A 12,208-nucleotide genomic window follows, 5' to 3' on the forward strand; every position below is an offset into this window, starting at 1 on the left:
GACGCCGTCGGAACACCAAAGGAGGGCCGCCGTGCAAGCCCTCAAAGCCCGCACTCCCCTGCGGTTCACCACCCAGACCCTGCTGCTGCAGCTCGGCGTGGTGGCACTCGTGGTGCTGCTCAGCAGCACCGTCCACGCGTGGCTGACCTACGACCGGCTGGGCCGGGAGGCGGAGAACCAGGCACTGACCCTGGCCCGGACGGTGGCGTCGGACCCGGCGGTCCGGGCCGAGGTGCAGCAAATCAGCGCCCGTCCCGGCACCCCTCCGGCGGCCGAACTGCTCGCCGGCCCGCTGATGGCCGCCGCGGAGGGTGCCCGGGCCCGCACCGGCGCGCTGTTCGTCGTCGTCACCGACGAGACCGGCCTGCGCCTGGCGCACCCCGACGCCGACCGGCTGGGCCAGCGCGTGAGCACCGACCCGTCCGAGGCCCTCTCCGGCAGGGAGGTCACCACCCGGAACACCGGCACGCTGGGCCCCTCGGCCGGCGCCAAGGTTCCGGTCTTCGCGCCGGGCTCCAGCACCGTGGTGGGCGAGGTCAGTGTGGGCTACTCCACCGAGTCCATCGCCCAAAGCCTGGCCCGCGACATCGTTCCGATCGCGCTGACCGCGGCCGGTGCCCTGCTGGCCGGTGTCCTGGTCTCCTTCCTGCTGCGGCACCGGCTCCGGCGGCTGACCCTGGGCTTGGAGCCGGAGGAAATCAGCACCCTGGTCCACGACCAGGTGGCCGTGCTGCAGGGCGTGGACGACGGCGTGATCGGTGTTTCCGCCGACGGCCGGATCAGCGTGTTCAACGCGGCGGCCCGGCGGATGCTGGACCAGCCCGATCTCGCCGGCTCTGCGTGGGCGGCGGCCCCTGTGCCCGTCCCGCTCAAGGCCCTGACCAGGGCCGACGCCGCCGAAGGGGACGCCGTGGAGTTCCTGGCCGGCGGCCGCGTGCTGGTGGCGAGCGCCCGCAAGGCCCTGCACGGCCGGGAGGACCTCGGCTGGGTGGTCATGCTCCGGGACCGGACCGAGCTCCAGCAGCTCACCCGCCAGCTCGACGCCGTCGGCACCCTGTCCACCGCCCTGCGCGCCCAGCGCCACGAGTTCGCCAACCAGCTGCACACGATTGCCGGGTTCATGAGCATCGGGCAGCACCAGCAGGCCCGCGACTACCTGGCCCGGCTGGCGGCCACCGGGCCGTTGAAGTTCCCGGTGGAACAGGCCGAGCTGCTGCAGGACCCCTACCTGCAGGCGTTCCTCGGCGCCAAGGGCGTGGAAGCCGACGAGCGCGGGGTGGGCCTCCGGCTCGGTCCCGAGACCCTGGTGCGCGGTCACGTCATCGAGCCGCAGGAGGTCACCACCGTGCTCGGCAACCTGATCGACAACGCCGTGAACGCCGCCGTCGCAGGCTCCGCGGCCGAACGCTGGGTGGAGATCGAGGTGCTCGACGCACCGGGCGACGGCGCTACCGCCGGCACCCTGCACATCATCGTGGGCGACTCCGGCGACGGCCTGCCCGGCGGACGCGCTGCCGGCGACGGCACAGACGGCGGCGGCGGCGCAGAAGACGTCTTTGCCGAGGGCTTCACCACCTCGGGGCAGCCGGCCCGCGCGGGCGCCGGGCAGGGCCTGGGTCTGGCCCTGGCCCGGCAACTGGCCCGTCGCCGCGCCGGGGACGTGACGGTGCTGGACCCGGGCAGGCCGGGCGGACCAGGAGCCGTGTTCATGGCGACCCTCCCGGGGACCATCGCCGGAACCGTCCACGAGGAGCCGGCAGAACGAGATATGACCGAAGGAGACAACGATGTCTGACGATTTCCGGGTCCTGATTGTGGACGACGACTTCCACGTCGCCAAGCTGCATGCGGCCTATGTGGATTCGGTGGCGGGTTTCCTGGCGCTGCCGCCTGCCGGCTCGGCGTCGCAGGCCCTGCAGTCCATCCACAGCCTCCGCCCTGACCTGGTGCTGCTGGATGTCTACCTGCCGGACGCATCCGGGCTGGACCTTTTGCACCAGCTGGATGTGGACACCATGATCCTCAGCGCCGCGTCGGATGCGGCGTCAATCCGGGTTGCCTTCCGGCGTGGGGCCCTGGGCTACCTGCTCAAACCGTTCACGGCCGAGTCGCTCTCCCAGCAGATACGCTCGTATGCGCGTTACCGCCGGATCCTGGCCCAGCCGGGGAACCTCACGCAGGAGACCGTGGAGCGGGCCAAGCGTGCCCTCATCCCGGGCGATGTCACGGCTTCCTCGCGGCCCCGGTCCGCCACGGAGGCGGCGGTGCTCGAGTCGCTGGAACCGGGGGAACAGTATTCGGCGGCCGAGGTAGCCGCCCGGGTGGGTGTATCCCGGGCCACGGCACAGCGGTACCTGTCCTCGCTGGCGGACGACGGCGCCGTCGACATCCAGCTGCGCTACGGCACGACGGGCCGGCCCGAACACCGTTACGGCGTGCCGGCGGGCGCGGGACGCTAGGGGTTGCCGCCGGACGCCGAGATGACAGTTCGCGGCAGTGTTCTGCGGTAACACTGCCGCGAACTGTCATCTCGCGGGAGGCACGGGCGGGGTCAGGCCGCGATGTCCCGGTGCTTGTGGAAGGCGTTGCTGCGGGCGTGTTCGTGGACGCGGCCCAGGGCTTCGATCTGCGACCGGCCCTCGGCTGTCAGGTCGGCGAATCTGGCCGGCTGGAGCCCGAGTTCCGGCGCAAGCTCCTCCAGCGTCTGCCAGCCGCCGATCTTGGCAAGCACGGCGGCGCGCATCAGTTCGGATTCCAGCACCAAGGTCATGGGCGACCGGCTCAGCAGCCGGCCGTTGAGCTTCAGGCGGCCGGCGTGTTCCCCAAGCCAGGCCGCGGCCTGGCGGTGCGGGCGACGGCGAATGCCCAGGTCCCGGATCAGCCCTTTGAGCAGCTCGCGCTCGCGCCGGATCTCCCCGGCCAAGCCGGCAAGTTCGGCGTGCACCGGGGTGTCGGTAAAGTCCTTGGCCATTCGCTCGATCCTGCCCAGCCCGGCGGTGGCGCCGGTCAGGTGGTCCGACAGGTAGAGGCCAAGCAGTTTCTCGTCGAGAGTGTCGGGGATGCGCGGTGCCATGGATCCTCCAGCTGTACTCGTGCTGTTGCCAGCGTGCGTCAGGGGATGGTGCCTTGGCTGAATACCCTACCCGGAGCGCGCCGGGCCGGCAGCTACGGCTAAAGGTCCAGGCGGTAGACGAGAAGTTTGATGTCCGTGTCCGGGACGAACCAGTCGCGTTCGGGGACGCGCTGGAAGCCGGTTTTCCGGTACAGGCCGTGGGCGCTCTCCCAGGTCAGGCCGGTGGTCAGTGCCACGCCGGTGATACCGGGAAGCGCCCGGGCATGCTCGATGATGGCTTCCACCATGGCCTTGCCGGCGCCGCTGCGCTGCACCGCGGGGTCCACCACCAGCATCCGGAACTCCAGCTCATCCGCCCGGGCGATGTCCGCGTAGGGCTCCCCCGCAACGGCGAGCGTCACCGACCCCACGATCCGGCCGGCGCGCTCCGCCACCCAGATCGTTGCGTTCTCGTGCCGCTGCGCGACCTGCTGGATCTGGCGCATGTACGGGTGGTCCGCGTCCTCGAAGTGGCCCGCGGCGAGGTAGGCGTCGCGGGTGATGCGGGCGACGGCGTCGTAATCGGCCGGGACGGCGGGACGGACGAGGATCTGCGAATTCACCTGTCCATGCTACGGCGCTGCACGGCGGCCGGGCCGCCAAACGCAAGTTTCCGTGATTGAACTATCAGTTCCGCCCAGAGCGCCGTGTCAGAGCGGGAACTTGCCGGAGAGCTCCAGGGGTCCCGCGCAGGTCCACGCCGCAAGCCGCTCGTCGTCGGAGGGTCCGCCGTCGAGCACGCTGGTGAGCCGGGGGCGGCGCACCCAGCAGCCGGCTTCCTCGGCGATCAGGGCGCCGGCGGCGAAGTCGTGTTCATTGAGGCCGCGTTCGCCGTAGGCATCGTGCGTGCCGTCGGCTACCAGGCACAGATCCAGCGCCGCGGATCCCAGCCGCCGGACGTCGGCGAAGCCGTCCATCAGTCCGCCGAGCGCGGAAGCCTGCTCGGCCCGGACCGCCGGGTCGTAGCTAAAGCCCGTGGCCAGGATCTGGCCCGCGCGGCCGGGCACCGGGCCGTTCAGGGGCGTGCGTTGCCCGTTCTCCTCGAGCCATGCGCCGTGGCCGCGGGAGGCGTAGTAGACCCGCCCCAGCGCGGGGGCGTGCACGACGCCGGCCAGCCAGGCGCCGTCGGGGCCGGCAACCGCCACCGAGGTTCCGTAGTAGACGATGTTGCGGATGAAGTTGGTGGTGCCGTCGAGCGGGTCGATCGACCAACGGAAGCCGCTGGAGCGCCCGGGAAGCACCGTGCCGCCTTCCTCGCCCGTGATCGCATCCTCCGGACGGGCCCGGGTGATGACCTCGCGGACGGCGGCCTCGGACGCGAGGTCGAAGGACGTCACCCAGTCCCCCGAGTCGCCCTTGTTGCTCACGTCCAGCGCTCCCGCGTTCCGGGCCGCCAGCACAGCGGCGCCGGCAGCCGCGGCCTCGCGCGCGAGTGCCAGGAACGCGTCAGGCGCGGGGAATTGCTCCGTGCCTGAGGTCATTCGGCGGCTTCCTCGTCGTCTCCGTCTTGGGCCGCCGCTTCGTCGGCTCCGTCGTCTGTTCCGGCGTCGTCTGTTCCTTCGGCGGCGTCGCCGAGCCCGGCCGGACCGTTGGCGAGCAGCGCACGAAAGCCGTCCTCGTCCAGGACCGGCAGGCCCAGCTGTTCCGCCTTGTCCAGCTTGGTTCCCGCGTTCTCGCCGGCCACCACGTAGCTGGTGTTCTTGGAGACCGAGCCCGCCGCCTTGCCGCCGCGGATCAGGATCGCTTCCTTCGCCTCATCCCGGCTGAAACCTTCCAGGCTTCCGGTGACCACGACGGTCAGGCCTTCCAGGGTGCGCGGGGTCGACTCGTCGACCTCGTCCTCCATCCGGACGCCGTCGGCCGCCCAGCTGTCCACGATCTCGCGGTGCCAGTCCTCGGCGAACCATTCCTTGAGCGCCACGGCAATCACCGGACCCACACCGTCGACGTGGGCCAGTTCCTCTTCGGAGGCCTGCCGGATGGCGTCCATGGTTCCGAAGGCGGTGGCCAGGGCACGCGAGGCGCGCGGACCCACGTGCCGGATGGAGAGCGCCACGAGGACGCGCCAGAGCGGCTGGGCCTTGGCCTTTTCGAGCTCGGTGAAGAGCTTCTCTGTGCTGGCGGTCGGCTTGGACGGGACCTTGGCCGTGCCCTTGGTGTAGAAGTACGGCACCAGCTCGAACTCGCCTGTTGCCACACCCTTGGAGCGCTTTTCGCGGCGGATCCGGACCCCGGCGAGGTCCTCGGGCTTGAGCCGGAACAGGTTCGCCTCGGTGGTCAGCGGCGGAACCTCGGGCTCGGTCGGCTGGGTCAGGGCAATAGCCGCCTCCCAGCCTAGGGCCTCGATGTCGAAGGCGCCGCGGCCGGCCAGATGGAAGACGCGTTCGCGCAACTGCGCCGGGCAGGACCGGGCGTTGGGGCAGCGGATGTCCACGTCGCCTTCCTTGGCCGGCGCGAGCGGCGTGCCGCAGGAGGGGCATTCGGTGGGCATGACGAAGTCCCGGACCGGCGGATCCTGCTGATCGCGCAGGGCCAGCACCGGGCCGACGATTTCCGGAATGACGTCCCCGGCCTTGCGCAACACCACGATGTCGCCGATCTTCACGCCCTTGGCCTTGACGACCTCCTGGTTGTGCAGCGTGGCCATCTCCACCGTGGAGCCGGCCACCTTGACCGGTTCCATCACGCCGTAGGGGGTCACGCGGCCGGTCCGGCCCACGTTCACGGCGATATCCAGCAGCTTGGTGTTGACCTCTTCCGGCGGGTACTTGTAGGCCACGGCCCAGCGCGGCACGCGGGAGGTGTAGCCCAGGGCCCGCTGGGTGGCGAGGTCGTCCACCTTGACCACGATGCCGTCGATCTCGTGGCTGAGGCTGTGCCGTTTGTCGCCGTAGCGCCGGATAAAGTCCAGGACTTCCTTCAGGCCGGGCAGCACCTCGAAGTACGGGCTGGTGGGCAGGCCCCACTCGGCGAGCTGGCGGTAGGTGTCGGACTGGCTGGCGGTCGCCAGGCCTTCACGGGCGCCAATGCCGTGCACGTACATCTTCAGCGGCCGTTTGGCGGTCTCCGCCGGGTCCTTTTGGCGCAGCGAACCGGCGGCGGCGTTGCGCGGGTTGGCCAGCGGCGCCTTCCCGGCCTCGATCAGCGCCTCGTTGAATTCCGCAAAGGCCTTGGACGGGATGAAGACCTCGCCGCGGATCTCCATCTCGGCCGGGAAGTTCCCGCCTTTGAGCTGCTGCGGGATTTCCTTGATGGTCAGGACGTTGTGGGTGATGTCCTCCCCCGTGAAGCCGTCGCCGCGGGTGGCCGCACGGACGAGCACGCCGTCGCGGTAAAGCAGGTTGACGGCGAGGCCGTCGATCTTGAGTTCGGTGAGCCACGACGGCGGGTTGCCGCCGTTGCCGAGCTTGGCGACGCCGGCCTCGGCCTTGGCGATCCAGGCCTCCAGCTCCTCGAGCGAGAACACGTCCTCGAGGCTATACATCCGGGTCAGGTGTTCGACGGCGGCGAAGGCGGCTGAAACCTCGCCGCCCACCTCCTGGGTGGGCGAATCGTTGGCGACCAGCTCGGGGTGCATCGCCTCGATGGTCTCCAGCCGCCGGAAGAGCTCGTCGAACTCCGCGTCGGAGATGATCGGGGCGTCCTCCTGGTAGTACGCGAAGCGGTGCTTGCGGACCTCTTCGACCAGTTCCTCGTACTCGGCGCGGATGGCCTCCGAGGGAACCAGTTCCCCGGCCGGGCTGGGGGTTTCGGTCTCTGCTGCTGTCTTCCCTGTGCTCACAGACCTATCCTGCCCTAGATCCCGGACATTGTCCGGTCAGGAGCGGGTACTGCCGCCCAGCACAAGGAGCGCCCTCCATTGGCTGTCTGATGCCCGGCGGCTAGTTGCGGTTCTCCGGCGGCAGGGCGATCTGGAGCTTGCGGACCTTGCCGCGGCCCACGATGTAGCCGCGGCCCGGGATGAAGTCGCCGCTGATCCGGCCCAGCGAGGTGCTGAGCAGGCTGTCGCCGTCGATTTCGCCCGGGTTGAGCAGCAGTCCCCGGCGGCCGGACTTGAACGGTTGGGCGAGGGACCAGGCGGAGGACCAGGTGGACGTTTCGGATTCGCCCACCACCCACTGCTCGGCCTTGATGGACGCCGTGACCAGCCGGCCGATGCCGGATTCGGCCAGGGTGTCGGTGAAGTCGGTCAGGCCCTCGATGAAGATCGCGAGCTTGCCCGGCGTGCCGGTGGAGTAGTCCACGAGTTCGTCGATGGCCTCTTCGACGTCGTCCGAGCCCACCACGGATCGGTCCCAGAGCTTCAGCGACGCCGCGGCGGAGCGCCGCGAGCCGAGGTAGATCAGTTCCACGCCCGGGTTGGAACGACGCAGCGCGTAGGCAAGGGTCACCAGCGCCACGGTGCGGCCGGAGCCCGGCGGCCCGGCCAGCAGCAGCGGGCCCTTGGCCAGGATCTCGGCCGGCTGCAGCGTCTCGTCGTCGACGCCGATCACCGGCAGGTCCGGGCTTCCCGCGGGGAGCACGTCCAGGTCCACCGTGTCCGGCAGGCGTTCGATCTGCGGCGCGCGTTCCACGCCCTGGCGCAGCATGGCTTCGCGGAGTTTGTGCACCTCACGGGCCTGTACGGCCAGGTTGGAGTTCCCGCCGAGGACCGCCAGCTGGACCTCGAGGTTGTCCAGCAGGCCGCGGCCCGGCGGGGTGCCGGCCCCGAGCACATCCTTGGGCACGTCCATGGACAGGTAGTCGTCCTCTGAGGAGAGCCGCAGCACCAGCCGGCGCTGGATGGAGGCGAGCAACGATGCCGGGACCGCGTTCGGCCGGTCGCCGCTGACCACAAGGTGGATGCCGAGCGGGCGCCCGTCGGTGGCCAGCTGCAGGAAGATGTCCCAGAGCGCCGAGAGCTTGCTGTATTCGTAGGCTTCGCGGAACGCGGACATGCCGTCCACCAGGACGAAGATGCGCTTCTCGCCCGGCATGTTGGCCAGCTGGCGGTACTCCACGATGGTCGCGGCCCGCACCTCGGCGTAGCGGGCCGAACGGTCGTCGGCAAGGTCGCGCAGCCAGCGCAGCAGCCGGCCGACGCGTTCGACGTCGTCGCCGTTGATGATCTCGCCGACGTGTGGCAGCGCGTCGAGCATTTTGAGTCCCGAGGAACCGCAGTCGATGCCGTAGACGTTGACCGGACCGCCGCGCGGGGTCACGGCTGCGGCGATCGCGATGCTGCGCAGGGCGGCCGACTTGCCCGAGCCGCCGGTGCCGTAGATGGCCATGTTTCCGTCGCGGTCGGGCTCGTAGAAGACCGTCGGCTGGTCCTGGTGCGCGGGGTCGTCCGCCACGCCCAAAAGCAGCCGTTCGTCGGTGCGCGGGTTCGGCAGCCGGGAAAAGTCGTAGGTGGTGGCGAGTTCGTCCAGCCAGGGCTTGCGGGGAGGCTCGATCGCGAGCACGTCCGCGGCCTTGATGATATTGGCGGTCATCCGGGCGATGTCGTTGGGCCCGGCGGGTTCTTCCCGCACCGGGGTTTCGGCCGCGGGGGCGGCCCAGGCGGCGCCGGAACCGAAGGCCATCTCGACGACGTCGATCTGCGGCCGCTGCGGTTTCTCCGTGGTCCAGCCGCCGGCATAGCCGGTCTGGAAGCCCTGGATCCGGCCCGGTCCGGTCTTGGCTGCGCCGCGGCCGGGGATGGACGGGTCGAAGTACGCCGCGGTGGGGACGCCGAGGATGTCGACGGCGTCGTCCTCGTCGGCCATGCGCAGGGCCACGCGCAGGTTGGTGTTGGCACGCAGGCTGTCCTTGATGACGCCGGCAGGCCGCTGGGTGGCGAGGATCAGGTGCAGTCCCAGCGAGCGGCCGCGGGCGGCGACATCCACGACACCGTCGACGAACTCGGGAACCTCGGTGGCGAGGGCCGCGAACTCGTCCACGATGATGATCAAGTAGGGCGGGGCCTCCGGATCGGCCTGGCGCTGGAGTTCCAGCAGGTCCTTGGCCTTCTTGCGGTTGAGCAGCCTCTCGCGGTGGTGCAGCTCGGCCCGGAGCGAGGTGAGGGCGCGGCGGACCAGGTGCGGGGAGAGGTCCGTGACCAGGCCCACGGTGTGCGGCAGGTGCAGACAGTCAGCGAACGCGGCGCCGCCCTTGTAGTCCACGAACAGGAAGCTCACCCGGTCCGGGCTGTAGGCCGCGGCCATGCCCATCACCCAGGACTGCAGGAACTCGGACTTGCCGGCGCCGGTGGTGCCGCCGACCAGGGCGTGCGGGCCCTCGTTCTTCAGGTCAAGGTAGAGCGGCTCGATGCCCTTGGAACCCACCAGGGCACGGAGCGTGCCGTTGTCCCTGCGGTTGGGCTTGGCGGTGGCGTGCACGGAGTTGTTCTCGCTCCAGCGGTCCGCGACGGCCTGCGGGTTGTCGAGGAAGTCCTTGCCGATCAGGGTCGCGTAGGACACCGCGCGGGGCAGGTCCGATTCGTCCTCGAGCGGCTTGCCGACGTCAACCACCGGGGCGAGCATGCGGGCCAGCTGGGCCGCGAGCCCGGCGTCGAGGCTCTCGCAGCTGACCGGGAAGGTGTGCCGGCCCAGCCGGACCTGCCCGGTGGTGGTGCCGTGTTCGCCGTCGACCGCCATGAAGTCTCGGCAGGCTGCCGGGAGCTGCTGGACGGACCCGGCCACCCACATGACGTGCACGCCGGAGTCCGGCCCGCGCTCCAGGACCCGGGTGAGCCGCCCGCGGTCCACCGGGGCGTCGTCCTCGACCACCAGGAGCACGGTTGGCAGCTGCGGGGCCGGGGTGTCCGCGTCCTCGCCCGCGAGGCCGGGGCGCAGTTCCGGGCGCGGCGACTGGGCCACGGCCTCACGCTGGTCGATCAGGTCCTCGAGCTTGGACAGCAGCGCGGAGCCGCCGGCCGGGCCCGCGGCGAGGTGGTCGCCGCTGAGCGGGCTGTGGCCGGAACCGGCGTGCGGCAGCCACTGCAACCATTCCCAGCGTTCCTTGGACTGCGCCGAGGTGATCGCGGTGAGCACCACTTCGGCCGGCGAGTGCAGGCCCACCAGTTGCAGCACCATGCCGCGGGCCACGTCGTCGACCAGGCCGCGGGCGCCGGCCAGGCCGAACGAGCCTGCGGTGCGCAGCTGCGAGACGATCGGCACGCCCTCGATGCTGCCGAACTGGGACATGCACTGTTGGATCTCCGCCATGTACTCGGGTTCGGTCTCGTTGCTGTGCGGCTCCTCGAACTCGATCCGGGACGGCGCAGTGCCGAGGCCGAACCGCAGCCCCAGGAAGCCGGCATGCTCGGGCCGATGGGTCCAGAGCAGCGGGCCGAGCTTGTAGATGGAGTCCACGGTGTCGCTGACGGACGGCGCTTCCTGCAACCTGACCGAGCGTTCCACCTTTTGCAGCGCGGTGATGTCGGCGCGGAATGCCGCCATGGCGGCGCGGAAGGACTTGAGTTGTTCCTTGCGCTCGCGCTTGCCCTGCATCTTCTGGTCCACGTAATGACCGACGATGAACAGCGGCATCATCAGCATGAAGATCACGGACATCATGTTCTGCGTGACGGCAAAGAGGACGGCGCCCATCATCAGCGGGGCCACCAGCATGATGTACGGGAACGGGTGGTGCTCCTGGCGCTTCGGGCCGGCCGGCAGCGTGCGTTTGTGCGGTTCGAAGCGCGGCACCACGCGGGGCGAGCGGTTGAAATTGATCAGCGGCGAGCTTGGCGCCGCGCCCTGGCTGCCGCCCAGGGACACCACGGAAACGGTGGTGTCCCCCAGCGTGACGGTGTCCGAGGAGTTCAGCGTGGCGCGGCTGACCGGCAGGCCGTCCATCAGCAGGCCGTTGGCGGAATTCGTGTCCACGATCTCGACGGTTTCGCCTACCGTGATGCGGGCGTGCCGTTTGGACGTCAGCGGGTCGGTCAGCCGGACGTCCACGTCGCGGTCCCGGCCGATGTAGCTGGTGCCGGAGGGCAGCGAAAATTCCCGGCCGACGTCGGGTCCGGAGAGGACGCGCAGGGTCGCCGCCGCGGGTCCCCGGTTCGCCCCGGGCACCGTGAACTGTTCGCTCACCTGGGTCAGCGAGACGATTGACCCGGGCCGCAGCCCGGACTCCAGCAGGTTGTCCTCCCGGTTCAGGACGCTGCCCTTGGTGCCGCCGGCGGCGAAGGCCTCCTCGATGCTGAGCGTGAGGTTCGACGGCGGCACGGTTCCGCGGCGGGCGGGGTCCGCGGCCCAGAGCTCGGTGGCGATGTCCGCCACGGTGGCCAGGCCGTCGACCGTGACGGCGAGGTCCTTGGCTTCGGCGGGGTCGCGGCGCAGGGTCAGCCGGATCCTCATGCGTTGTCCGCTCCGCGCTGGGTTTCGAGCAGCACCAGGTCGGCGGGAGTGACGAGGTGGGAGGTCACGGCGTGTTCCACGAGTCGCGCGCGGCGGTTCGTGGCGAGCCTGCCGGCGCCGCCGCGCAGCCCGGCGACACCCACCCGGTCAAGTTTGTCGCACACGTTGTCCAGCTTTCTGTTGAACCGGGTCAGGGCCCAGCCCAGGGTCTTGGCCGCTTCGGCGGAGGAGGGGATGGCGCTGAAACCGGTTCCGTCGCGGCGGAGCATCGGTTCGGCCAGGGCCACGATCAGGGCCTTCTGCGAGTCGGTGAACACCACGGGTCCAATCGTGGTGTCTCCGCCGCTGTCCTCGCTGCGCGCCTCCTGCCGGAACGCCGGGGTTCGGAGGTGGACGGCAAACTCATAGGTGGTGGGGCCGGCGGTGAAGATCACGTTGGTGTGGCTGAAGACCAGCGGAAGGCGGGCCCCCGGCGCGAGCCACGCCTGCATGCCACCGGAGGCGTCGGCGACGGTGGCGGAGAGCATGCTGCCGACGTTGCTGAGCCACCAGATGCCGTCGTAGCGGGCAATCTGCAGGAACTGGCGGTGCAGGTAGGGGTTGTCGTCCACTTCGAGGTCGCCCTCGCGGCCGATGCTGAAGATGTCCTCGTCGGACGGCTCGTGCCATTCGCCGCAGAAATCTATCGCTAGGTCCGCCATTGTCGATGTCTCCTTAGTGGGCAATATGCCTGAGTGTTCTCGGGTGTGCCGCGGGCCGGGGTGCCGCG

Annotated in this window: 8 protein-coding genes; 2 read left to right on the forward strand and 6 right to left on the reverse strand. The window is 70.2% G+C overall.

Annotated features, from left to right (window positions below; all coding sequences use genetic code 11):
* The first annotated feature begins 31 nt into the window (after positions 1 to 31).
* Together AC1DK9_RS09050 and AC1DK9_RS09055 are read left to right on the forward strand one after the other, a co-directional pair.
* Positions 32 to 1,795: a sensor histidine kinase gene (locus AC1DK9_RS09050; protein WP_476915704.1), complete on the forward strand. Its 1,764-nt coding sequence runs from the start codon at positions 32 to 34 to the stop codon at positions 1,793 to 1,795.
* Positions 1,788 to 2,459, forward strand: a complete 672-nt coding sequence (locus AC1DK9_RS09055) for a response regulator (RefSeq protein WP_476915705.1) — start codon at positions 1,788 to 1,790, stop codon at positions 2,457 to 2,459. The genes AC1DK9_RS09050 and AC1DK9_RS09055 overlap by 8 nt, the downstream gene beginning before the upstream one ends.
* A gap of 92 nt (positions 2,460 to 2,551) precedes the next feature.
* On the opposite strand, the gene AC1DK9_RS09060 is transcribed toward AC1DK9_RS09055, so the two are convergent.
* The 6 genes from AC1DK9_RS09060 to AC1DK9_RS09085 all read right to left on the reverse strand — a co-directional run bounded on the left by AC1DK9_RS09060 (position 2,552) and on the right by AC1DK9_RS09085 (position 12,140).
* The gene (locus tag AC1DK9_RS09060; RefSeq protein ID WP_476915706.1) at positions 2,552 to 3,073 is read right to left on the reverse strand and encodes a hypothetical protein; all 522 of its coding nucleotides are present in this window, start codon (positions 3,071 to 3,073) and stop codon (positions 2,552 to 2,554) included.
* A 98-nt stretch (positions 3,074 to 3,171) separates the two neighbouring features.
* Positions 3,172 to 3,675 carry a GNAT family N-acetyltransferase gene (locus tag AC1DK9_RS09065; RefSeq protein ID WP_476861712.1) on the reverse strand — a complete coding sequence of 168 codons (504 nt, stop codon included), beginning with the start codon at positions 3,673 to 3,675 and terminating at the stop codon, positions 3,172 to 3,174.
* An 87-nt stretch (positions 3,676 to 3,762) separates the two neighbouring features.
* Positions 3,763 to 4,593 (reverse strand): inositol monophosphatase family protein, encoded by an 831-nt coding sequence (locus AC1DK9_RS09070; RefSeq protein ID WP_476861713.1) that lies wholly within the window; start codon positions 4,591 to 4,593, stop codon positions 3,763 to 3,765.
* Positions 4,590 to 6,893 (reverse strand): NAD-dependent DNA ligase LigA, encoded by a 2,304-nt coding sequence (ligA, locus tag AC1DK9_RS09075; RefSeq protein ID WP_476861714.1) that lies wholly within the window; start codon positions 6,891 to 6,893, stop codon positions 4,590 to 4,592. The genes AC1DK9_RS09070 and ligA overlap by 4 nt, the downstream gene beginning before the upstream one ends.
* Positions 6,894 to 6,993: 100 nt before the next feature.
* The gene (locus AC1DK9_RS09080) at positions 6,994 to 11,439 is read right to left on the reverse strand and encodes an FtsK/SpoIIIE domain-containing protein (RefSeq protein ID WP_476915707.1); all 4,446 of its coding nucleotides are present in this window, start codon (positions 11,437 to 11,439) and stop codon (positions 6,994 to 6,996) included.
* Positions 11,436 to 12,140 carry a hypothetical protein gene (locus AC1DK9_RS09085; RefSeq protein ID WP_476861716.1) on the reverse strand — a complete coding sequence of 235 codons (705 nt, stop codon included), beginning with the start codon at positions 12,138 to 12,140 and terminating at the stop codon, positions 11,436 to 11,438. Before AC1DK9_RS09085 ends, AC1DK9_RS09080 begins: the two co-directional genes overlap by 4 nt.
* Positions 12,141 to 12,208: the final 68 nt, after the last annotated feature.

This window comes from Arthrobacter sp. 01T414, from assembly GCF_056398965.1.